At 34.9% G+C, this 23,697-nt stretch carries 29 protein-coding genes; all 29 read left to right on the top strand.

What is annotated here, in order from left to right; all coding sequences use genetic code 11:
- Positions 1-2: 2 nt before the first annotated feature.
- The 29 genes from QZN33_RS08265 to QZN33_RS08125 all read left to right on the top strand — a co-directional run bounded on the left by QZN33_RS08265 (position 3) and on the right by QZN33_RS08125 (position 23,693).
- A complete protein-coding gene (locus QZN33_RS08265; RefSeq protein ID WP_296790948.1) occupies positions 3-674 on the top strand; it encodes a hypothetical protein in 672 nt (223 codons plus the stop codon).
- 7 nt (positions 675-681) lie between these two features.
- Entirely contained in the window at positions 682-897 is a 216-nt protein-coding gene (locus QZN33_RS08260; RefSeq protein ID WP_296790868.1) for a DUF788 domain-containing protein, read from the top strand.
- Between the two features lie 9 nt (positions 898-906).
- A complete protein-coding gene (locus QZN33_RS08255; RefSeq protein WP_296790866.1) occupies positions 907-1,779 on the top strand; it encodes a respiratory chain complex I subunit 1 family protein in 873 nt (290 codons plus the stop codon).
- Positions 1,776-2,030 carry a hypothetical protein gene (locus QZN33_RS08250; protein WP_296790864.1) on the top strand — a complete coding sequence of 85 codons (255 nt, stop codon included), beginning with the start codon at positions 1,776-1,778 and terminating at the stop codon, positions 2,028-2,030. Before QZN33_RS08255 ends, QZN33_RS08250 begins: the two co-directional genes overlap by 4 nt.
- A 10-nt stretch (positions 2,031-2,040) precedes the next feature.
- Positions 2,041-2,349: an energy-converting hydrogenase subunit EhaL family protein gene (locus tag QZN33_RS08245; RefSeq protein ID WP_296790862.1), complete on the top strand. Its 309-nt coding sequence runs from the start codon at positions 2,041-2,043 to the stop codon at positions 2,347-2,349.
- A 5-nt stretch (positions 2,350-2,354) separates the two neighbouring features.
- Positions 2,355-2,762: a DUF1959 family protein gene (locus tag QZN33_RS08240; protein WP_296790860.1), complete on the top strand. Its 408-nt coding sequence runs from the start codon at positions 2,355-2,357 to the stop codon at positions 2,760-2,762.
- Positions 2,763-2,786: 24 nt separating this feature from the next.
- Complete coding sequence (locus QZN33_RS08235; RefSeq protein ID WP_292740522.1) at positions 2,787-3,236, top strand: NADH-quinone oxidoreductase subunit B family protein; 450 nt, start codon at positions 2,787-2,789, stop codon at positions 3,234-3,236.
- The gene (locus tag QZN33_RS08230) at positions 3,233-4,357 is read left to right on the top strand and encodes a nickel-dependent hydrogenase large subunit (RefSeq protein WP_296790857.1); all 1,125 of its coding nucleotides are present in this window, start codon (positions 3,233-3,235) and stop codon (positions 4,355-4,357) included. Before QZN33_RS08235 ends, QZN33_RS08230 begins: the two co-directional genes overlap by 4 nt.
- Position 4,358: 1 nt before the next feature.
- Complete coding sequence (locus tag QZN33_RS08225) at positions 4,359-5,387, top strand: 4Fe-4S binding protein (protein ID WP_296790856.1); 1,029 nt, start codon at positions 4,359-4,361, stop codon at positions 5,385-5,387.
- Entirely contained in the window at positions 5,384-6,754 is a 1,371-nt protein-coding gene (locus QZN33_RS08220; RefSeq protein ID WP_342764148.1) for a 4Fe-4S binding protein, read from the top strand. The genes QZN33_RS08225 and QZN33_RS08220 overlap by 4 nt, the downstream gene beginning before the upstream one ends.
- 4 nt (positions 6,755-6,758) lie before the next feature.
- Entirely contained in the window at positions 6,759-7,805 is a 1,047-nt protein-coding gene (locus QZN33_RS08215; RefSeq protein ID WP_296790852.1) for a hypothetical protein, read from the top strand.
- A gap of 14 nt (positions 7,806-7,819) precedes the next feature.
- Positions 7,820-8,710, top strand: coding sequence for a formylmethanofuran--tetrahydromethanopterin N-formyltransferase (locus QZN33_RS08210; protein WP_296790849.1), 891 nt, complete (start codon positions 7,820-7,822; stop codon positions 8,708-8,710).
- Positions 8,711-8,719: 9 nt separating this feature from the next.
- On the top strand, positions 8,720-9,652 hold the full coding sequence (locus QZN33_RS08205) for a carbohydrate kinase family protein (RefSeq protein WP_296790847.1): 933 nt from the start codon (positions 8,720-8,722) through the stop codon (positions 9,650-9,652).
- 33 nt (positions 9,653-9,685) lie between these two features.
- Entirely contained in the window at positions 9,686-10,501 is an 816-nt protein-coding gene (locus QZN33_RS08200) for a 4Fe-4S binding protein (RefSeq protein WP_296790845.1), read from the top strand.
- 15 nt (positions 10,502-10,516) lie between these two features.
- Complete coding sequence (locus tag QZN33_RS08195; protein ID WP_296790843.1) at positions 10,517-11,152, top strand: HPP family protein; 636 nt, start codon at positions 10,517-10,519, stop codon at positions 11,150-11,152.
- Between the two features lie 180 nt (positions 11,153-11,332).
- Positions 11,333-13,189: a hypothetical protein gene (locus tag QZN33_RS08190; RefSeq protein WP_296790839.1), complete on the top strand. Its 1,857-nt coding sequence runs from the start codon at positions 11,333-11,335 to the stop codon at positions 13,187-13,189.
- Between the two features lie 149 nt (positions 13,190-13,338).
- Positions 13,339-13,476 (top strand): hypothetical protein, encoded by a 138-nt coding sequence (locus QZN33_RS08185; protein ID WP_296790837.1) that lies wholly within the window; start codon positions 13,339-13,341, stop codon positions 13,474-13,476.
- Positions 13,469-14,095: a uracil phosphoribosyltransferase gene (upp, locus tag QZN33_RS08180; protein ID WP_296790834.1), complete on the top strand. Its 627-nt coding sequence runs from the start codon at positions 13,469-13,471 to the stop codon at positions 14,093-14,095. Before QZN33_RS08185 ends, upp begins: the two co-directional genes overlap by 8 nt.
- Positions 14,096-14,139: 44 nt before the next feature.
- A complete protein-coding gene (locus QZN33_RS08175; protein WP_296790832.1) occupies positions 14,140-14,568 on the top strand; it encodes an EamA family transporter in 429 nt (142 codons plus the stop codon).
- Positions 14,569-14,616: 48 nt separating this feature from the next.
- Positions 14,617-15,054, top strand: a complete 438-nt coding sequence (locus QZN33_RS08170) for a helix-turn-helix domain-containing protein (RefSeq protein WP_296790830.1) — start codon at positions 14,617-14,619, stop codon at positions 15,052-15,054.
- Between the two features lie 213 nt (positions 15,055-15,267).
- The gene (locus QZN33_RS08165) at positions 15,268-16,653 is read left to right on the top strand and encodes an MFS transporter (RefSeq protein WP_296790828.1); all 1,386 of its coding nucleotides are present in this window, start codon (positions 15,268-15,270) and stop codon (positions 16,651-16,653) included.
- Between the two features lie 266 nt (positions 16,654-16,919).
- Positions 16,920-18,980 carry a right-handed parallel beta-helix repeat-containing protein gene (locus tag QZN33_RS08160; RefSeq protein WP_296790827.1) on the top strand — a complete coding sequence of 687 codons (2,061 nt, stop codon included), beginning with the start codon at positions 16,920-16,922 and terminating at the stop codon, positions 18,978-18,980.
- A gap of 99 nt (positions 18,981-19,079) precedes the next feature.
- Positions 19,080-20,198: a tocopherol cyclase family protein gene (locus QZN33_RS08155; protein ID WP_296790824.1), complete on the top strand. Its 1,119-nt coding sequence runs from the start codon at positions 19,080-19,082 to the stop codon at positions 20,196-20,198.
- Positions 20,198-20,896: a diacylglycerol/polyprenol kinase family protein gene (locus QZN33_RS08150; RefSeq protein WP_296790822.1), complete on the top strand. Its 699-nt coding sequence runs from the start codon at positions 20,198-20,200 to the stop codon at positions 20,894-20,896. The genes QZN33_RS08155 and QZN33_RS08150 overlap by 1 nt, the downstream gene beginning before the upstream one ends.
- Positions 20,897-21,016: 120 nt before the next feature.
- Complete coding sequence (locus QZN33_RS08145; protein ID WP_296790820.1) at positions 21,017-21,571, top strand: DUF447 domain-containing protein; 555 nt, start codon at positions 21,017-21,019, stop codon at positions 21,569-21,571.
- A 494-nt stretch (positions 21,572-22,065) separates the two neighbouring features.
- A complete protein-coding gene (locus QZN33_RS08140) occupies positions 22,066-22,221 on the top strand; it encodes a hypothetical protein (protein ID WP_296790817.1) in 156 nt (51 codons plus the stop codon).
- Between the two features lie 312 nt (positions 22,222-22,533).
- On the top strand, positions 22,534-22,809 hold the full coding sequence (locus tag QZN33_RS08135; protein ID WP_296790815.1) for a 2TM domain-containing protein: 276 nt from the start codon (positions 22,534-22,536) through the stop codon (positions 22,807-22,809).
- Positions 22,810-22,812: 3 nt separating this feature from the next.
- Complete coding sequence (locus QZN33_RS08130) at positions 22,813-23,253, top strand: LytTR family DNA-binding domain-containing protein (RefSeq protein WP_296790813.1); 441 nt, start codon at positions 22,813-22,815, stop codon at positions 23,251-23,253.
- 8 nt (positions 23,254-23,261) lie between these two features.
- Entirely contained in the window at positions 23,262-23,693 is a 432-nt protein-coding gene (locus QZN33_RS08125) for a DUF3021 domain-containing protein (RefSeq protein ID WP_296790811.1), read from the top strand.
- Positions 23,694-23,697: the final 4 nt, after the last annotated feature.

Here is a 23,697-nt window from a genome sequence, read left to right as displayed (position 1 = left end):
TGATGGATTTTGTTACACTTGGCGGAGATTTACTTGGAACAATTCCACTTGGAGACATCGTATTATATCTTACACCATTTAACCTGTTCCTCTTTGCGGTATTGCTTGGGTTTACACTTTTAATTGCTTTAAGTAAACCTGAAACCCAAATTGAAGGTACAATGCATTATTTAAATAATACGGAAGTCAAAGTTGCTCCAAAGGAATTAAAGCAAAGAAGATTTTTATCAATTATTTGTGGTTTGGCATCAGCTGGAGCCATGATTACAGGAGATTTGTTCAACTTTACCCTTTTCATGGCATTGGTTGGTATTTTAAACATCGGTATTGTATCAGCTGTTAAACAGACAAGCGTATTAAACTCAGCATTTAACTACGGTTTAATCGCTATGATGTGCAGTCTGCCTTTATTCGGAGGAGCTGCAATAATTCTTGCGTCTACCGGAACATTATCACTGGCAGTACTGTCACAAATGCCTGCCAGTCCGATGGTTGTATTCGGTGCAGTATTGATGTTGATAGGTATTTTAGGTGAAAGTGGAGTGGCACCGTTCTTTGCAAGTAAAGCAGAGATGTTTAGAACTGCGGGATCTCCATATATTGTTATTATTCACTTAAGTTCATTGTTTATTATTGTAAGAGCTGTTGAAATATTGTTATTGGTATTGTGGTAGTGGTAGCATGGCTAGTCAAAAAATCATATCTATAATATTATTGGTTTTATCAACCATAGCTATTCTGGCATGTTTAGTCATAAACTTTGATGTATGGATTGTTTATACTGTAGCTATCTTTGGTATTCCAACATGGGTTTTATCTTTAGGTTTGCTTACAATGGCAAAACCGAAAGCGGAAGATGCAGAAGAAAGGGTCAAAGAACCATTTACTGGATATTAGAGTGGTATTATGAATTTGATGGCAGAAATATTAATTCAAGTTGTAATTGCATTTCTAGCGGGAAGTCTTCTTCTAGGTTTGCACAGAAAAGTAATGGCACGTGTTCAGAAACGTCCGGGACCACCTATAGTCCAGCATCTGATTCATTCTTTAAAATTCTTCTTTAAAGAAACCGCATTTCCAAAAACTGTTTCAAAAGTATTTTATGTAGGAATTACATTTATTTTAGCATTGATTTGGATTGTCGGTGTTATTGCAGGTCCTGTAGCTCATGATTCATTATTAATATTATTCGGTGTTTATGCAGTCTACAAGATTGTTGAGCATAACTCAGGGTCAAGTTCAGGTTCTCCATACGGTAAATTAAGTTGTGTAAGGGCTGTTCTTTCAGCGGCAACTGAACTTCCTCTGTTTGCAGCAATCGTGTTTGTTTACCTTGTTACCGGTACAATGAACATTGGAGAAATCATAACATATCAGTCAGTACATGGTCCTTTAATATTCACAATTCCGCTTGCAGCACTGATGTTTTTCATGCTGATTATTACCAAATCCCCTTACTCTCCATTTGCAATAACAAAAGATAAAGTTTTAATCTCAGGATTTGAAACTGAGCACTTTGGACTTTTAAGAGGATTTATGCACTTTTCAGAGTCAATTGCATGGTATGTGATGCTTTGGGTATTTTTAACAATATTCTTCGGTCCGCTCAACGCTGTCGGATATCTTATTGGAATGATTGCAATTACATTCATCACAGGATTTATCAATGCGGCAACTCCGCTTTTCAGTCCTAATCATTCAGTCATGACTCAAATTACTATAGGAGCAATATGCTTCTTTGGAACAGTATTGATGATATTTACAGGAGTGGTAGCATGAATAGCGAAGATGTAATTGTCTATTTCACTGCTTTGGTTGCTGTCGGAATAATTGTTGTCGGACTTTTGACAACATTCCTGCATTCAACACTCATAGCTCCGATAGTGATTATTGGCGTTGTCCTGGCTATATTTGTATTATTGGCCAAAGGCAATTTTGCACACAAGATTGAAAGTATTGAGAAAATATGTTTTGTAATAACACTTATAGCAATAATTTGCTCATTTATATTACTTTATAAACCGATGTAGAGGGGATATTATGTTAGATTATATGATTTATATAATTACATTTGCAGTCGGATCCATTCTTGGGCTGCTTTACAGTTACAAACAGCATGGCGAACCGTTTGTTGCAGTGACTAAAATCAATATTCCATTTACAGTAGTTTCAATTGTCGGTTGGGTTTTAGGATTTTGTTCAGGAAACATAATTTTATCTGCAGTAGGTTTTCTCCTTGCAGGATTTGTAATGGGCGAAAGACCTGGTTACGGTAGAAAGGAAACCGCAATAGGTCTGGTTATTGGAATAATTGCATATGTATTATTGAAATTTAACGCTATGATGTGATTGGAATGGATGATGCAGAAAAATTAAGGTTGATGCAGACAAGAATCGTAAAAAGTTTTGCATGGCAGAGGGATGTTATAGTGCCGCTTTCCAAAGATTTTGACTGTACTATAGAAGAACTGGAGGAAGTGTTCTTTAATTTGTTCAATATGGATACTCTAGAAGCGATGCATGGAACATTCAAATCAGCAGAAGACATTTGCCTTTATCAGAAATTCAATGCCGATTTGAGATTATGCTGGTTCAGCGGTACACTTGAAGCAATAACTCCGGAAGATGCTAAAAGTCTTAAAATGAAACTTGTTGAAGAAGTAAAAAATGGTAAATCTTATGAAGATGCCTTAAAAGAAGGTCAATTAGAATTATTTGAATTATTAAAAAAAGAAGCGAATACTAATCATGTTCATATTTAATTATAAAATAAAAGAGGGAGTACAATGTTAAATGCTATAAGGGATGTTGTGAGAAAAAGCTCAATTCACGTCTGTATCGTAAATTGTGGCGGATGTAACGGATGTGACGTAGAATGTGTCGCATTGTTATCTCCAAGATACGACTTAGAGCAGTATGGTATTTATGTTCACAATAATCCTCGTGAAGCTGATGTTCTGTTGTTAACAGGTGCTGTAACCGAACAATGGAAAGATAACTTAAAAAGAATATATGATAAGGCTCCTGAACCAAAAATTGCAGTAGCGGTTGGAAACTGCCCGATATCTGGAGATGTATTCAATCAGGAAGGGGGTCATGTAAATGCACCTGCATCCAATTTCATTCCGGTTGCGGCAGAAATTCCGGGATGTCCTCCAAGACCTAATGAAATATTGGAGGCAATTTTGGCTGTCGGACCGCAAGCTATTGCTGACAGAGGGAGGGAGCAACAATGATAGTGCCTATTGGTCCAATTCACCCTGCTTTAAAAGAACCTATAAGATTAAAACTTCAGACTGAAGGGGAAAGAGTTGTTAAAGCAGAAATCGAATACGGTTATGTTCACAGGGGAATTGAAAAGATAATTGAAGGAAAAACCTGGCAGAAAGGAATTTATCTTTCAGAAAGAGTCTGCGGTATCTGTTCATATGAGCACACTCAGACATTTGCTGAAACTATTGAAAAGATTTCTGATGTTGATGTGCCTGTAAGGGCCCAGTTCCTAAGGGTAATTGCAAACGAACTTGACAGGATTCAAAGTCACCTGCTTGCAAATTCAACATTCTTCAAATCAATGGATCATGAAACTCTGTTTATGCATGTTCTGGAGTTAAGGGAATATGCAATGGATTCAATTGAACTGTTAACCGGAAACAGGGTTAATATGGGTTGGAATGTTGTAGGTGGGGTGAGAATGGATGCTGATGAGCGTCACTTTGAACCGATTCTTAAAAACCTTGAAAAAATCGAAGAGACTTTTGACATTACCCGTAATCTGTTTGCAGAAGGTCCTGCTCTGGCTTTAAGATGCAAAGATATAGGATACATGTCTAAAAAAGAAGCAATTAAAGGAAGAGCAGTAGGTCCAATCGGAAGAGCTTCCGGTATTACAGAAGATTTCCGTATAGGTCACTATACTTATGACGATTACTTTGACTTTAACGTTATTGTAAGGCATGAAGGAGACAATTACGCAAGAACAATGACAAGATTTGATGAAATACCTGAATCAATCAAAATTATTAGACAAGCTATAGATAATATACCAAAAGGTGAAGTTCGTACTCCTGCAAATATCAAATCTGGTTATGCTATGCGTCAAAATGAAGCTCCTCGTGGTGAAGTAACTTATATGATTGAAACCAATGGAAATCTGATTAAAAACATTTCAATCAGAACTCCAAGTATTGCAAACATGGACTCATGCGCAAAATACATGATTCGTGATGTTCCGACTGTTGCAGATGCAGTAGCAACCTATGCATCATGCGATCCTTGTGTTGCATGTGCCGAAAGGGTTGCCATAACTGATGAAGCTGGAAAAACCGCAATCAAAGACTTTTATGAGGTGAAATAAAATGTCATCTCTAATGTGGTATGTCTACGAGTTTGCAAGAAAAAGATGGGCGGATGCATTTACAAATGCACATTCTCTGCCGGATATTTCAGAAAAACCTGAAAGGTTCAGGGACTTTCCAAAAGTAAATAAGGAATATTGTATAGGATGCGGTGCATGTACAGTATCATGTCCTTCACCGAATGCAATCAAACTGGTCCGTGATGAGGACTCAGAAGAAGGTGCAGGTTTGACATATCCTGTAATTAAATTAGGAGCATGTATTCGCTGCGGATTCTGTGCTGAAGTCTGTCCTACTGATCCTAAAACCTTGGAATGTGGTGTAAACCATCATATTTTACCTGAATTCAATATTATTCCATCAAAAAGACAGTACATTGTAGATGATTATCTCTGCATTAAATGTAAGAAATGTATGAAAAAATGTCCTGTCGATGCAATTTCACTCGTAAACGATAAAGTTGCTGTAGACCAGCTCAAATGTATCTCCTGCGGTGAATGTGTTGATGTATGTCCTGTAAACGGAGCTATGAAGGCAGTATTTGTTGACAATTTACAGGACCAGAAAGAGTTAATAGTTTTATGCGTAGATTATCTTGAAGATTTCATCAACAACAAGGAAGAAGATTTAAGAGCACTGGATACTGACGGACTCCTGCAGTATGAGGTTCCTCTTTCAGAAATCTGGGATGATGCATTGAAGATAATGCCTGATGATGAAGTTGCTTTCGAGATAATTTCCAATGCAGTCAACAGGCTTAAGGTAAGAATCATTGACTGGGACAAATCAAAATGTGAAAAATGTCAGCTGTGTATTCCTGACTGTCCGACTCAATGCATTTCATTTGATGAACAAAACGATACAATTGTAAGAGATAAGGATAGATGTTTACGTTGCAGTATATGTTATCAGACCTGTCCGTTTTCAGTAATTAAATATTTCATTGCTAAATTCTCAATGGAAGACGACAAGATTATACATACTACTGTAAAGGCATCAAATCTAAATGAGGATTTATTTATGGAGTGAGTGTTATGATTGATAGTTATACTAAAACACCAAGGCCATTAAGGCATGTTGATGTCGATTATCTTGTTGATCAGACAAAATGTGCAAAATGCAGTGATAAGCCTTGTCTTGATTCATGTCCGATTGATGCAATCTATATGGATGAAGATGATGGTCTTATAAAATTAAGAAATACCTGTTTCGGCTGTGTATTATGTCGTAATTCTTGCCCATATGATGCAATTACTCTTGATGTTCATATGGACGCTCCTAAAAAGGAAAACGTTCCAAACATCAACACAAAATTATGTAAGGCATGCGGAGCATGTGTGCAGGCATGTAAAAACGGTTCCATACATATCAAGGCCGACGGAAAACATGAACCTCACAGTGAAATCGACAAGGATACCTGCGTCAGGTGCGGATACTGTTTCAGAGTATGTCCGACCGATGCGATTAAATACGGTCAGCTGCTTCCTAAAACAGTTAAGGGAGGAAAAGCAATTGTCGTTAATCAGGATAAATGTATAGGATGTATGACATGTACAAGAGTATGTCCTTCAATGGGCGCAATCAATGTTGCAAGAACAAACAAGCTTCCATATATCAATCCGGGATATTGTGCAAGATGTGAAGAGTGTATGCATTCCTGTCCTTCAACAGCAATCAAATATTCCTCACGTAAAAAAGCATACAAAATGTACAGTGAGATAAAATCATTCGATATCGTTTCAGAAATCATAGATCATGACATGAAACGTCTGTCTTTGGATTTAATCAGTTTAAACAAAGTCCTTGAAAAAGTCGGAAAATCCATAGCAATCGAATTCAATGACCAGAACTTTGAAAACTTCATAGAGTGCAAAGTCAATGACATGATGGAACGTGAGCTGAAGATAAGTCTTGACTCTCACATTGAAGTGTCCAAGTTCACAAAGCTATTCGGATCTTATCTGATGGACAGAAACATCGAAGTATATGACAAAAAATGTGTCGCATGCGGTGACTGTAAAAACGTATGTCCTGTTGGAGCTATTGAAACCGATGGTCCAAATCCAATAAAAATCAATGACAACTGTATTTATTGCGGTAAATGTGTAGAACAGTGTCAGTTTGATGCAATCGGAGCTTATGATGATTACTTCTACAGCAAAGACACAGATTTATACTATGCAAGGTCTTATCTCTTTGCTCAAAGACTTGGTGACTTTTCACTGTCTAGTGAAAAATGTCAGGCATGTGCAATATGTGCCAAAAATTGTCCTGTTGAAGCATTGACATTAACTGATGATGATAAAATAGAATTTGACAGTGAAAAATGTATTTACTGCAGAAACTGTGAGGCAATATGTCCTCTTGATGCAATCAGAATTGTTAACTTCAGGTGATTTGATGTTTGAAAAATCATTCATTACAGACTGCGAAGGTCCTTTGACATTAAATGACAATGCCTTTGAGATGGCAGCCAAATTTATAGAAGACGGCGATGAATTATTTAAGGTTCTAAGCTTATATGATGATTATTTGGCAGATATTGTTAAGAAAGAAAATTATAAAGTGGGCAACACTTTAAAATTCATTCTTCCTTTCTTTGTTTGTGAAAATCTTAAAAATAAGGATATGGTTGATTTTTCAAAAAACAATATCTATTCAGTTGCAGATGCAAAATTGCTTTTAAGTTACTTGAAGGAAGCTATGAATACTTATATAGTTAGTACCAGTTATGGTCAATATATTGAAGCTGTTTCTGATTATCTTGAAGTTCCATTTGAAAATACATTTTACACAGATGTTGATGTAGATGCCTTGAGTCTAAATGATGATGAAATTGAAAAAATTCAGGAATTTAAAGATTTGATACTTGAAAATCCTGAAGACTATGAACTGTTTGATGACATATTTTATTCGCAGATAGCTGAAATGAGCATTTATGATAAAATAAAAGATATTGAAGTCGTTGGCGGGCAGGGCAAGAAACTTGCAATTGATTGTATTATAGAAAGGGACAATATTGATGTTAATAACATGTGGTACATTGGAGACAGCATTACAGATGTTGAACCTTTGGCATTTGCAAGAGACAATGGCGGCATCAGCATATCATTCAATGGAAATGAATATCCTCTTAAAGTGGCTGAAATAGCAATTGTGTCCCCAAGTGCGGTGGCAACTGCTGTTGTTGCAAATATCTATGCACAAAACGATAAATCTGAAGTTTTAAAATTCATTGAGAATTATAATGCATGTGAAAATTATGAAGAGTTATTTGATGACTATAAAATAGACTTAAAAATCAAAGAGAAATTCTTTGAAGTATTTGATGATAATAATTATCCTATAATTAAAATAATAGATGAAAATAATTTCGACGATATCTTAAAAGCCAGCAAATACATGAGAAATAATATCAGAGGCGAGGATATCGGTGGTTTAGGTTAAAAGAAGGTAATAAAATGAATTATGATAAAGTAGATGATACATTCTTTGAAGCTTTTGAAGGAAAATACGTAAGAGCTTTAATTACAGGTCCTACTGAAAAAATAGTTAAAAGGGCAGCATACGACTCCACTTCAACTCCAAGTGCAGTAATCGGAAGAGTTGAAGGTGGTGTGGAAGGATTTTTAGATGAATCCCAAACACCTGACGGCAGATTCGGTGCTGTTGTACAGTACTGGTTAGGCAGCGATGATGTGGAAAAATTCGCATTTGAACTTTCCTACAGACTGCGTCAGGACGTACTGGTAAAGCCGTTTACAAGAATATTCGACTATTCTGACAGTGACAGTGAAGAATACATTGAAATGATGGATATTGTGGGTCACTGCGGAGACGGATATGAATGGACTGTTGAAGAATACGGCAGAAAAATGATCAACGTTCCAATTGCGGTTCCGGATTTCCAGATTGAAGAAAAATTCAAAATCAATGATGGAATTATGGGCGGAAACTTCTGGTATTTATGTGAAACTCCTGAAGCAGTAATTGAAGCTGGCGATGCAGTAATTGATGCTATAATGGGTGTTGAAGGAGCAACAGCTCCATTTGACGTATGTTCTGCAGCTTCCAAACCTGAGACAAATTACCCTGAAATCGGACCTACCACAAATCACGTTTACTGTCCTTCCCTTAAAGAATCATTGGGTGATGAATCCAAGGTTCCTGAAGGTGTAAATTACATTCCTGAAATTGTAGTAAATGCAATCAGCGAAGAAGCAATGAACAAAGCAATCAAAGCAGGTATTGATGCTGCTTTGGAATTTGATGGTGTTGTTAAAATCTCTGCAGGTAATTTCGATGGAAAACTGGGAGATAAAAACATTAACTTATTGGATATCTTAAACTAGGGTTTTAATATGGAAATATTTGACAATGATTTGAATGCAGAAGTAATAGGATTCGGTGCATTGAATGTCGACAAGCTATACTCTGTAGAAAATATCGTTGGAGCAGATGAGGAAAGCTTCATTAAAAGCCAAACCGACACTCCTGGAGGGTCTGCAGCCAATACTATTGTAGGTCTTGCAAGACTGGGGGTTGACACTTCAATCATCGGAAAAATAGCCGAAGATGAAGACGGTGATTTGATAGAATATAATCTGGCTGTAAATGGAGTATATACAAATAACCTGATTTACTCAGATACAGGCTCTACCGGAAAATGCCTGGGTTTTGTTGACAGTAACGGTGAGAGATGCCTTTACATAGATCCCGGCGTCAACGATGAAATCAAAGTCGGTGAGATTAATCCGTTAAACATCATGAGATGTAAAATAATGCATTACACTTCATTTGTAGGTGATTCCTTCAATGCGCAAATCGACCTTTTGGAACTTTTAAGCCAGGAAACTCTACTGAGCTTTGATCCTGGAATGCTGTATGTTCAAAAAGGATTTGATGCCTTAAAACCTATATTGGAGAGAACCAATATATTGCTTATCAATGAATCAGAATTAAGATTATTATGTAATAATAATGAAGCGCCACTTAAAGAACTTGTTATCGCTTTTCTGGATTTAGGAATTGAAACCGTAGTAGTTAAACAGGGTTCCAGTGGTGTTTATGCTATTAACAATAATGAAGAATGTCATGTTGAGGCATTCAAATGCGATGTGGTTGATACCACAGGTGCTGGAGACAGCTTTAATAGCGGATTTTTATATTCATATCTGAAAGGATATGATTTGGAAAAATCCTGTAAAATTGCGAATTGGGTGGCCAGCAGGGCTATTCAAGGATTTGGTATGGAAAAATTCCCTTCTTTAAAAGAATTGGAGGATTCCTTTTAGATTTATTTAATAAAACAGTTAGTTGGTAATAATATGAATGTGTCTTTTGAAAAACAGATGAAAAATTTGGAACGCGAAGTTCTCCTGAAATCTGTTGATTTAGATGATGACAGTGATGATTTCCAGTTTGAACTTGATGATTTCAAGGCAGATGAAGAGATTATTGCTATAGCACCAAGATGTGTGAGATGCAACACCTGTGTTGGAGAGTGTCCAGTTAATGCAATTGAACCAGCTAATATTTTCAGAATAGCTAAAATAACAGATAAATGTGTTAAATGTGAAATATGTGTTCAGACTTGTCCTGTTTCAGCTATTAAATTAATTGACAATTCAATTATTTATAATAATGAGGATGAAAACGATTTCATTGAATACAACTTATCCAACGTCAGCTGTTCTCATAGAGTAGTTAGGATGAATAGCATCTCAGTTGATTGTTCTCAGGAAAACAACTGGGAAGACTGTGCAAATCTATGTCCGACCAATGCCTTTACATTGGAATTTAAAGAGTTCTTTGATGAGAATGATATGGATTTGGAAGAAGACACTTTGTATCCTCATGTAAATGATAAAATGTGCATCGGATGCAGTGCATGTGTTGAAATATCTCAAAATAAGGATGCAATTGAACTTGATAGGTACATAGGACCTATTATTCACAGCAGAAATCTTGATATAAGTCATGACTTATGTGTCAACTGTTATCTTTGTGAAGAAAATTGCCCAACCGGTGCAATTGAATTAGTGGATGGTGAAGTGGTTCTGGACGATGATAAATGTATACGATGTATCGAATGTACACGTCATTGTCCTGTAGGAGCACTAAAAAGAGTAGAAATAGAATAAAAATGAGGTTTGTTTATGAAAGCAAAAGAATTAATGGATAAAAATTTTGTATATTTGAACTGTGATGACAGTGTTGTCGAAGTTTCAAAAGTAATGGAAGAAATCAGACGTTTTACATGTCCTGTTGTAAATGACAACAAACAGCTGGTCGGATGGATAACATCATTTGACATTACAAGAGGATTAAGGGAAGGAAATGATAAAATTTCAGAAATCATGAGTGGATACGAAGATATCTCAACTGTTCATGAAGATGATCCTGCAAGAACTGCAGTAATTTTAACAGCAAACAACAAATTCGTAACAGTGCCTGTATTGAATGATGACAATCAGGTCGTAGGTATGGTTCGTGCATGTGACATTGTAGAACTGCTGTCTGAACTTTATGATATTAAAGTTGTAAAATTATACAAAGCAATGCAAAACCAGCTTAAAGGCGTAACATGGGAAGAGCTCATGTCTGCATCTGCACTGGTGTCCAAGAAAACTACCGGTAAAAAGATTACTCCTGAACAGTATGAAGAAAATATTAAGGATTCAACATTCGGAGAAGCTATCTGGGCTACCGGAGGTTTGGAAAAATTCTTCGCAGGTTTAATTTCTGTCGGGGAAATGGTTATTGCCCGTCGTGTTGGAAAAGCAAGAAAATAACACTAACTAACTAATATTTCAAGAACAAACCTTTTGTTATTCCACACTAACTGTATAATAATTTAAAATAAGGCTCTAAGCAGTCTTATTATTTTTTTATATTTGATTGTGTAAACTATTTTTTACAATACTTATTTATAATTTGATTTTTCATAATATTTATTAGAATTGGGTGAAAAATTGAATGGAAAAATAAAATTTTTTATTATTTGCATTGCATTGTCTTTATTTTGTTTTGCTGCCGTTTCAGCCAGTGACAATGCAACTGACCATATTTCAACTGATGCACAACCGGTAAAAGACACTCCTGTAATTTCCCTAAGTGCTTCAAAAGTCTATACTGGTAAATCAGTAAGCATATCTTTAAAGGATTCTAATAATACTGCAATTGCCGGTGAGGATTTAACTGCAAATATTGACAATCAAAACTACAGTTTAAAGACTAACAAAAAAGGATCTGCAAGTCTGGTTTTAAATCTGAAAGCCGATAATTACATATTAAAGGTAATATACGCTGGAAATGACAATTACTCTGGTGTTAGTCAGACATTTAACATTAACGTTTTAAAGCTTCCATCATCCATCACACCAGTTGACACTACTGTTTTTAAATACAAATATTTCTATGTTTATTTAAAGGACAGCTATGGAAATGCTGTTAAAGATGGTGATGTTACATTCACTGTTAACGGTCAGAAATACACTGCAAAAACAAATTCACAGGGAAAGGCCGGTCTTAAAATTAGTTTAACTCCAAATTCTGTATATTCAATGAAAATTTATTTTGCAGGAAATGACTATTATAAATCAGTTTCAAAAACTGTTTCGCTGACTGTTCCGGCTGTAACTTCTCTGGTCATCGGAAACACTAAGCTTTTAACAAATGGATTTTTAAGGGTTTATTTAAAAGGAGATACTATATCTGCCGTTTCCAATAAGGCAGTTAAAATCACTATAGGTTCAAAATCATATACAAAAACAACAAATTCAGAAGGAATAATCATCTTCAAGCCAAAGGTAAAGGCAGGCAAATATACTATTAAAGTTAAGTTTGCAGGAAGTTCCACAATAATTTCTTCTAATGCCACAAAAATTGTCAAATGTATTAATGGAAACATTAAAAATCCTCAAAAAACTAAAATTCCTCTTGTCAACGGCACTCCGGACATTGATGTCATGCCGGGCAACTACGTCATGGCTGACGGAGATGGGAAATACACTCTTTTAAAAGCACATTATCAAAACGTTATTAAAAGAGATAGTCAGTATTTATACTTGACAAATAAGCTGAGCAAATACGTTTTCTTCAAGACAAAGTCTGAACCTAATTTAAATCATATTATTCCACGTGAGAAATGGAATGTTATTGAACGTGCGGTGAATACAAAAATAGTTCTGAAAAATAAGCATAACTACTGGCCGGGCTCTGTTACTGTTTCACTTAAAGGAAAATCATATTCTTATCCGTATGTTCGGGATATCCAGGATACTGATTATACCTGCGGACCTACTTCAGGAAGCATGTGCTTTCAGGTGCTGAAAAGTTACGTCTGTGAAAAACAGATTGCAAAACTTTCAGGATCCTCATACATTTATGGAACAACTTGCAAACAGCTGAAAAAAGGTTTGGAGAAATGCAATTTCAAATGCAGTTACTTTTATAAATCCACATTCGATAAAGCCCTTAATCAGCTTAAAAAAGGAGGATGTGCTTTAGTATTCCATACCTGGAGTCATTATGTTGCCATTTTGGATATCAGCGCAGACGGCAAAAAGGTTCTTGTAGGAAATCCTTCTGGAGATTATAATCTTGGAAGTCACAGCATTCCAACAAAATGGCTGACTGTAAGCTATATGAAGAAAATGTTCAACAACTATGATACTTCCAGTCTGATTGTAAAGCTTAAGTATTCTCTGTCTTCCAGTGCCAAATCCAAGCTGAAAAATACATATTCTTCTATGGGTGCAGGATGGGTTGCTAAAAATACTTCCGAAAGAATTCCACAAATAAACAATCCTGACTATTATTGGGCTTAAATTGTTCATTTTTGAATGGTTTTTTTTATAATCATTCATATTTAATTTTTTTTTAAAAAATAAAAAGTATTTTATAACTTTATTCAGATATATTAATCAACAACCAAGTTGACTTTAACAATACCAAAAATGTTGTTGTAGCTGCAACAATGCTTGTTTTAGGATTAGGTGGAGCAGCATTATCCATTGTTTATGCTGATTTATCCATTTCCATTTCAGGAATGTCTCTTGCAGCTATTATTGGCGTAATTCTTAATTTATGTATGCCGGAGGAAAAACATGAATGAATTTGAATTGAATCATCCGTTAATAACTCATAAACTTGCAATTTTAAGGGATGTTAATACAGGAACTAAAGAGTTCAGGGAATTGGTTACTGAAATTTCCACAATTTTGATCTATGAAGCAATGTGGGATGCAAAACTTGAAAAAACCACTATCCATACTCCACTTGAAGAGATGGATACTGGAATGCTTAATGAAGACAACTATGCTATTGTTCCAATCTTAAGGGCAGGAATGGGTATGGTTGACGGAATCTTAAATGTTATCCCAAATGCAAAAATAGGACATATCGGACTTTACAGAGACGAAGAAACATTTGAACCAGTTGAATATTACTATAAAATGCCAGAAGGAATTGACAAAAGAGAAGTCCTTGTAATTGATCCTATGCTTGCAACAGGTGGAAGTGCATCCGCAACCATTTCACGTCTTAAACAGGATGGGGTAACTAAAATTAAATTATTGTGTATTGTTGCCGCTCCGAAAGGAATCAAAACAATTGAGGATGATCATCCTGATGTGAAAATATTCTGCGCAACAGTGGACAGGGAACTGAACGAAAATGCATATATTCTGCCAGGTCTTGGGGATGCAGGTGACAGAGTTTACGGAACAAAATAGTGAAGTTTAACTTCACTTCTTTTTTATTTTTTTGGGTGTTAATTTTGAACTGGAACCTGATTTGGCCAATTTTAATGGTTATTTTGGCAAATACATTCTATAATATTTGCATGAAATCGATGCCTGGTGATGTAAATCCCTTTGGAGCATTGATGGTTACTTATTTTGCAGCTTCAGTTATCTCAGCAGTTATTTTTGCCTTTATGGTCGGACCTTCTAATGTGACAGTTGAACTGTCCAGAATTAACTGGACTTCCATAATTCTAGCTATAGCTATAGTTGGCCTTGAAGTCGGTTATGTTTTTGTTTATCGTGCAGGCTGGGCGGTAAGTACTGCAAGCGTTGTTGCAAATATCGGTCTGGCATGTGTTCTTCTCATCGTCGGATATCTGCTGTATAAGGAAAACGTTTCATTCACTCAAATCGTGGGCTTTTTCGTTTGCATGGTTGGCCTTATTTTAATTAACATTTAATTTTTTTGACAAAAAATTTTTATAGTATTTTATTTTAAAAATATCTTTATGAGTAGGCAGGCCTATGTTAATAAAGATATTCCTATTTCAAAAATACGCAGAGTAAAAAGGGATTTGGAGAAATTTGTTCTTTTATATGAGAAAATTACTTTTATAGAGGATTTATATCAGGATGAAACTGTAAAAGATTCTATTAAAAAGCATGGAAAAACTCCTCAAACAGGGTATAAATGGTTAAAAAGCTGGAATGAGGAAGGTTTGGACAGTCTATTTAGAAAAGGTAATTCCGGAAGAGTTTCCAAACTGTCTGATTATCAGTTTAATATTTTAAAGGAAAATATTGTTTCAAAAGGCTTGTCCAGTGTTTCTGAAATTAAAGAAGAAATTCAAAAGGAATTTGGAGTTACTTATTCAGAAAGACATTTAAGAAGGCTGATTTTTGATTTGGGGCTTTTGGATATTATGGATTCCAATGATGAAAATTGATTTTTATATATGATTTTTTATGTCCATATCTCTTTTTTTAACTAATATTTTTTAGATGAATTTTTCAAGAGGCAATATTTATTTACCTCCGTCCTATTTTTTTATAATTTTATTCATTTTTTTAATTAAATTTTTAAATAAAAATCATATAAATTAATTTTATATACTTTTTTTGCATAATATATTTTTAAATAATTATTAGAGTGTATATTTATGAATGAGAATTTAGATAGGGGAATGTCAACGTTAATAGTATTCATTGTTGCAGCGGCAATATTAAGTGCTGCTCAAAGTGTTGTTACAACTGGAATTTCAGGCATCATGGCCGATTTTAACATATCTTCAACAACCGCACAATGGATTTATTCTTCATTTTTACTTGTTTTGGGTGTTATGATTCCATTGTCTGCATTTTTCACACGCAGATTTAAAGTTAAGACAATTTTGCTGGCGTCACTGTCATTGTTTTTAATAGGATCTCTGATAGCTTTTATTGCTCCTAATATTGAAGCATTGATTCTGGCCCGTGTGATTCAGGCTGTAGGTTCTGGAATTTTACTTCCTATAACTCAAATTGTACTTTTTAAAGTAATTCCTGAAGAAAAATGGCAAATTTATATGGGTTTATTCGGATTTATCATTGGAATAGCTCCGGCTATTGCTCCAACCGCAGGAGGTCTGATTATAGATTATGTGGGATGGAGATCAATCTTTTTGATTTTTGCAGCTGCAATAGCAGTTCTGATAGTAATAGCTTTAGTAGTTGTTAAACTTGAATTTGAAACAGGTCCGTATCCGCTGGATGCATCTTCATTGGTATTATGTGTGCTTGCATGTGTGGGAATAATGCTCGGATTTTCAAACATTGCAGAAAACGGCTTTGATTTAATTTGGGTAATACTACCTATTGTTATCGGTGCAGTTTCATTGGTGCTCTTTGTTAAAAGACAATTCGGAATTGAAACTCCACTTCTTGACTTGAAAGCTTTAAAAAATAAGTATTTCTTTTTCGGAACATTATTTTCCGCATTGCTTTACTTCACCATGTGTGGATTGAATGTTATCATGCCTTTGTTTGTTCAAAACGTAGCATATCATTCAGCAACAGTATCAGGTTTGGTTCTGCTTCCAGCAACCTTGGTGATGATTGTATTTAACTTTGTAGGTCCTCTGATGGCCAATAAAATCGGTGTGAGAAAAGTACTGGTTTTATCATGTATTTTCACTATCGTCGGTTACCTTCTGATGATGACTTACAGGGTTGACAGCAGCGTTGAATATATGATTGCAACACAAATAGTACGTGCTGTCGGTGCAGGTTTAGGATTGATGCCTGCTGTAACATGGACTATTGCAGTAGTTTCCGGTGATGTGGAAGATGCAACCGCAATCAACAACACAGTCAGACAGATTATCGGTGCAATCGGTTCTGCTCTTGCAGTAGTTTTAATGGCAATATTTGCTGGAGGAAATGTGGCCCGTAATGCAGTTTCTGTTGCAGCATTCGGACAGACTTCTCTGGTCATGGCAGTTTTAGCTGTTGTTTCATTAGTGATTGTAATAATTTATATTAAAGATGAAATTCATGATTTAATGTAATTTCATTATTTTTTTTTAATTTTTTTGCGATAATACTTTATTTCATATTCTATTTTTAATTTTTAATCTAATTTTCTTATTTTAATTTTAAATTTAATAATTCTCTTTAATTTTTTAAATATCAATTTTTAAAGTTAAAATAGTCAAAAATATATATTAATAAACCTAATATGTATATCATAAGGTTAATTGTCAATAATTAATTCTTAATTATCGATGGTATAGGGGGTGAAAAAACGAAAAAGGCTTTTATTGTTGTATTGCTTGTGCTGGTTTTATTCGGCCTGAATTTCAGTGCTGCTCATGAAATCGATAACTCAACCGCTGAAGATTTAACAGCCAAAAGCGATGATACTGTATTGTCAGTCAGTGATGCTGACAGCAATGTCTTAAAGGAATCTCCCGTCAAAACCCAAATTGAAGTTGTATCCAACACTACTTTTGACGTTATTGGTGATTACTTTAAAGTTAAATTATCTGATGAGAATGGTAACACTTTGAAAAATACCAAAGTAACATTCACTGTTTTGAAAAATACCTACAGTAAAACCACAAACGGCAATGGGATAGCTTCTCTTCAGATTAACTTAAATGACGGATCTTACAACATTACAACAAAATTTAATGGAAATTCTAATTTTCAATCTTCGTCCTTAACCACTCCGATAACTGTAAACAATACCCGTGTGGTTGATGCAGGATTGTCCAACTCAGAAATCCAGAAAATTATTGATGGTGCAAAAGATAAAAATGTTATTTTATTTATGGGAACTGTCTATTCAGATATTAATCTGGTGATTAACAAACGCATGAGTTTGCTTTCAAATGTTAATACTGTATTAAAATCAACTTCTACAAGCCCTGTAATCACTATAAAAGGTAAATCCGCTTCATATAGTATTGTTAATGGATTTAATATTCGGGGTAATGGCAATGGTATTGTAGTTACTGATTCTGACTATGTAAGGATCATAAACAATGATATAACTACTTCTGGCAACGGTATTGTTGCAACAGGAACAGTATATCTTAATATAACTAAAAACAACATTAACAAAAACTCTAAATCTGGTATTGTTATTGGGGATACTGTTTCAACATATATTTTCTACAATAACATTAAAAGCAATGGTGCAGACGGAATTGAGCTTGCAAAATCTGATAAGGTATACGTCCATGGAAATACCATTTCAAACAATAAAAAGAATGGAATTACTTTAAAAAAGAGTGTTAATGGCATTGACTATGGAGAAGGACCTAAAAATGTTCAGATAAATAAAAATACCATTTCCAAAAATGAAGCTGACGGTATTCTGGTAAATAATGCCGGAAACTATCTGAATATCAAATCAAATGAAATCAGCTCCAATAGGGGAAACGGAATATCTCTTGCACATGTCGGAATCAATACAATTCAGTCCAATGTAGTCACTGAAAATTGGGAGAATGGTATACAGTTCTTTGACAATTATGTAAAACCGGTTTTCCAGGAAATTAGTTACAATGCTCTTTACAGCAATCTCCACATGGATGTTGAAGCAAAAGACACTTACTATCAGGATACTGGAAGCAGACTTGAATTGGGAGATAACTGGTATACTGATTTTGCAGGAATATGTCCTAAAATCAAATCAAACAATCTCAAATTCACAGTTACACAAATTGGTCCTAATCAGTTCCAGGCACTGTTTTTAGATTCAAACGGCAATGTTGCAAGCTTACTGCCTGACAGAACACTTACATACACAACCAACAATGGAGAAAAGGTTAGTGTAACAATCAGTGGAGGTGCAGGGGTATTTACTGTTGATGCAAATGACGGCGATAAGATTAAAGCGACAGTCGACAACTCCAGAAGAGACAATACCTTTGACGGTGAATCTCAGGTTCTCAAACCGATAAATGGTGTCACTTTGGATTATGTTTATCCGTCCATTCCATATGAAGATATTGGGGGAAATGGTAACGGCAATGGTGGAAACTCAAACAGCGGCAACGGTGCATCCAATCAACCAAGCAGTCAAAATACAGGTAACAGCACTCAAAGTCATAGAACCGATCCGAGCAGCAGTACAAATAATCCTGTAAATAATGTGGACCAAAGCTATGATACACAAACTACCACTTCACCGGAAGCAGCTTCTGATGCCGGCAACGGTGATGCTGGAAATTCCGAATCCCAACAGAATTCCGTTGTAAAACAAATTATTTTTGATGAAGATGATTTCTATAAGGTTACTGGAATTTCATTTATAATATTGCTGATAATATTGACTATAGGTTTCTATTATCGTGATGATATAAGAGAAATGAACTCTAAAAGATAATCTTCTTCTTTTTTTACTTATTTTTTCATAAAATTTTTAATAAATTATTTAAACGATTTTTAATAAACATTATATCATATTTACCTTAGGAGGATTTTTATGAATAAGAGTGATTTGAAACGAGACCATTATATGCTTAAAGGACCACTCGCCAAAAAGGGATATGACTGGTGGTGGCATTCATTAACTGCATACAATAAAAAAACCGGTGAACCAAAACCATTTTTCATTGAATATTTTGTATGTAATCCTGACCTTGCTGAAGAAGAACCAACACTCGGGCAGCTTCCAGAAAATCAGAAAGCAGGTAAAAGACCGTCTTACTGTATGATTAAAGCAGGTACATGGGGTAAAAATCCAAAACAGATTCACAATTTCTATTCAATGAAATACTTCAACTGTCCTGATGATGAATTAAACATCCAGGTGGGAGACTGCAGTCTGACAGAAACTCATATGAGCGGATTTTCAAGGGTGTCTGAAGAGGACGCTAAAAATCACCCTGAATATATGAGTGATGCAGGAGACATGATGTGGGATTTGGACATCGATAAAAAAATCACATTCAATGTCGGATATGGTGCAAATTCTTTTTTCAGAAAATTAAATGCATTTGAAATGTTCTGGCATGCTGAAGGAATTAAAACTGAATATAGTGGAACCATATGGCTGGATGGTGAAGAATATGAAGTTATTCCTGAAAAATCCTACGGGTATGCTGATAAAAACTGGGGAGGAGATTTCACATCTCCTTGGCTTTGGATTTCATCATGTAACATTACCAGTTTAATATCAGGTAAAAAACTACACAACTCCGCTTTCGAAGCCGGTGGAGGAAGACCAAAGGCATTCGGTATTGAGATACCTCGTAAACTTCTTATAGGATTTTACTATGAAGGAACCATGTATGAGTACAACTTTGCAAGGTTCTGGAATCTTGTCAAAATTGACTTTGACTTTGAGGAAGGTGAGGACGTTAACACATGGCACATCAATGCAAGCAATAAGAACTCCAAAATGGAACTGGTTCTTTACTGCAAACGTGATGAAATGATGCTTTTCAACTATGAAGCTCCAAATGGAACTAAAAGACACAACCGCCTATGGAACGGTGGAAACGGTTGGGGTGAAATCAAGCTATACAAAAAAGACGGAACCCTGATTGACCATGTGAAAATTGAAAATGCCGGCTGCGAATACGGGGAGTATGATGACTAATGATATTCTCTGATGTCCTTGCATTAATTGTTGTATATGTTTATGTAGCTATCATTTTCGTTGTAGCGGAAATGGTTTTAAAGACACGCCCTGAAGTTTCACGTAAATTTTTGCATATTATGGTAGGTAACATGATATTTGCCATGCCATTTTTCTCAGATCCCTGGGTAATGGTCTGGTTTTTAACACTTCCTATTACAATAGTGCTGTTCTTCCTGACTGAATACTCACCAATAAAAATCGAAAACAGTGTAACTGAATCCGGTCACGCTCTGGGATTATTTTTCTATGCTGGAATCTGGACACTTTTAATTGCAATATTTGCATCAATTGCTCCTGCAGGGGATCCTAAATACTACATATGGATTGTAGCATTGGCTATTGTTCCTATGGTTTATGGTGACGGATTTGCAGCTTTAATCGGTCAGAAATTCGGTAAAGTCAAATACACAGTATTTGGAGGAACAAAATCCCTTGAAGGATCACTTACAATGTTTGTAATAACCACTGTAATGAGTGTATTCGTATGGATGGTTTTCACTTCAATCGGATGTGCGATGCCTGAATTCAACCTTGTCTACATTATAGCTATTTCAGCAGTCGCAACAGTTTGTGAAGCTTTAAGTTATGGTGGAATCGATAATTTATCCGTTCCTGCCATTACTTCTATTTTATATTATCTGGTGGCTGTATTATAGCTGCCTTTAATTTCTATTTTTTTGTATTTTTTAAACATTTCTGTTTGGGAAATGATAATTTTTCACAATAATTTTTAATTAGATTAGGAATAGATAGTAATATTGAAAATGTAAATTGATATGGATGATAAAATGGCTATTGATTTGACAGATATCGGAATTGAAGAAGGACAGAAATATGAAGGGATTTACACTACCATGAGTAGGGACGGTGTAAAAAATGCAGCTCCAATAGGAATTGTATGCAAAGGCAAAGACAAACTTGGATGCAGGTTATTTGTCGGTACAAAAACCCTGAAAAACATTATGGAAACAGGCAAATACGTTGTAAATATTACTTTTGACCCTATAAATTTTGTAAATTCAACCATCGGAAATCCGATTAAAGACCATGTGACATCAAATGGAGAGGCTTATATCATAAGCAGTGATGTTGTGGAAATCGTCAAGAACCATCCATGTGCAAAGGCTTTAAATCGTGGAGTTTTTGCGCTTCTGGAATGCCTTACAAACTATACTCGACTTGACCTTGTCAGTAAGCAGCAGCAGGATTATTTTGTCGGAAGATTCAATGAAAACAACCGGATGATTAAGCGGGTTTCAGGACCTGATACGATAAGAGCCATGGAGATTCTTAAAAACAGCATGATAGAAAAGGGTTTTGATGTTGAATAGGTCATGATTTACATTTAATTTTAGTTGAGCGCATAGATGGTGTTTGAACTAAAATAATTTTTATTTTACAATTGGCTTAATTGGATGATTTGCTCCAGTCATCAACTAATTTTTCATGGAATCTGCAGTAATATTGGGTGCAAAGGCCAATATCAAATTCCACATGTTTGCAGTTATAGCATTCTTTTTCATCCATGATATTTCCCAAAATTCATCTTTTTTAAAATAGGCTCAGTTGATACTGTCTATGTATTTTGTCCAAGATATGTTTTTTCAGTTAAAAATGTAAAAATCATTCTTTTCTTTCAAACATTCGAAAAAACCATACAGCCATCATCTGAGATACTAAACGTTACAATATCTCAGAAATTGATAATAAATAAATCTATATTTTATATATTTTTTTGAACTATTTCAAATTAAAAGGTGATTGCTGAACTTTATTAATGAATTTGATATTTTTTATTATAAATTAGTAATAAGGAGGATTTGTTTTGGTTGAAGAAAATGAATTAGATTCTACATATGGAATTTCTGATGACGAACTTACGGAAAGATTTAAGCATCTATTAAAATTGATCAAGATATATGTAAAATTAAAGGACTTCCTATTGCTGGTTATGATGATGAAAATAAACGTGCTTATTTAGAGTATCATGATGGAAGGAGAGTTTATGTCTCAGAAAAATAGGTTTCCGGAAGTTATGGTTTTTGCAGATCCCAATAGCAGTGGTAAAACCACGGTAGGTTTATAAATATCAGTTTAAGGACTATTTTTTCATGAAATCTGTTGGCTAATTAATATCATCCCATTTGTTTTAAATGATGGTGTTTGGTCCCATATATTTTTAACTTCAATTTTTTGCATTTCACATTCTATTTTCTGCATTTCAGTTAAGTTGATAACTATTCATTTATATATATTTTAACCAAGTAGTATTATCAAGCGAGGAGATAATACTATGTCAGATAATTTAAGATTACGAGCAGAAGAACGTGTAGATAACAAAATTGAATTTTATAGGAACTTAAAAGCCTATCTGATTGTCAATGCAATTTTAGCTATTGTTAACTGGTGGTTTACTCCAGAGTTTTGGTGGGTTGCATTTCCATTATTCTTTTGGGGAATAGGAGTATTGAAAGACTTTTTAGTGGCTTTTGTATTTGTTGATAATTTTGACAGCGAAGATTATAGAGAACGTAAAATTCAAGAAGAGATGGAAAAATTAAGGAATTAAATCATGAAAGTAAATTTGTTTGTTTCAAGAGATATTACCGAGCCCCATGCAGATATTCATACAAATGAACTGACCGGCAATGTGTCAAAAGCAATATCTATTCTGGAAAGCGATGAGTCCAGCGATATGATTGCAGTTAAAAAAGGTTCAGACATTGCACTTCTGGAATTAAGTGAAATCTACATGTTTCGTGTTGAGGATAAACAGGTTAATGTATATACTCAGAATAATTCTTATGTGGTTAAAAAGGCACTTTATCAGGTTGAAGAATCATTAAACGGGGATTTTGTAAGAATATCAAAGACAACTATTGTTAATTTGAAAAAAATTAAAAGGGTAGCTCCTTCTTTAAAAGGAATGATGTTTATAGAACTTAAAAATGGCTTAAAGGACAATATATCAAGAAAATATTTGCCTGATTTTAAGCAGGCTCTGGATTTATAGGTGTTAAAATGAAGTTTACAGATTTAATTAAAAGTTTAGCATTAGGTGCTTTCGTTGGTTGTTTTATAGGTTTGCTGGTCGCAGTCCTGATTTCACTTGAGGCAGGCCCTCAAAATATCAGTTTTTCAGGAGTTGACATTATAAATCTGTTTTTAGGATGCATTGTTGCAGGATGGGCATTCTCTCTTACAGGTATGATTTATGAAAGGGATGACATTGCACTGCCGTTACAGATAATCTTTCAGATGGGTATCGGAATGACCGTACTGTTTTTAATAGCGATATATCTCAAATGGATGCCAGTTGAATTTGGAATAGGTCCTGTAATAACATGGATTGCAATTGCTCTTGTATTTGGAGCTGTTTTCTGGTGCGGTTTTTATGTTTATTATTATTTGATGGCTCGTGATTTAAATAAAAAAATAGAATTAAGTAAATAGCTAA

Source organism: uncultured Methanobrevibacter sp. (assembly GCF_900314615.1).
Classification (GTDB): domain Archaea; phylum Methanobacteriota; class Methanobacteria; order Methanobacteriales; family Methanobacteriaceae; genus Methanocatella.
This window is presented reverse-complemented; position numbering and strand designations above follow the sequence as displayed.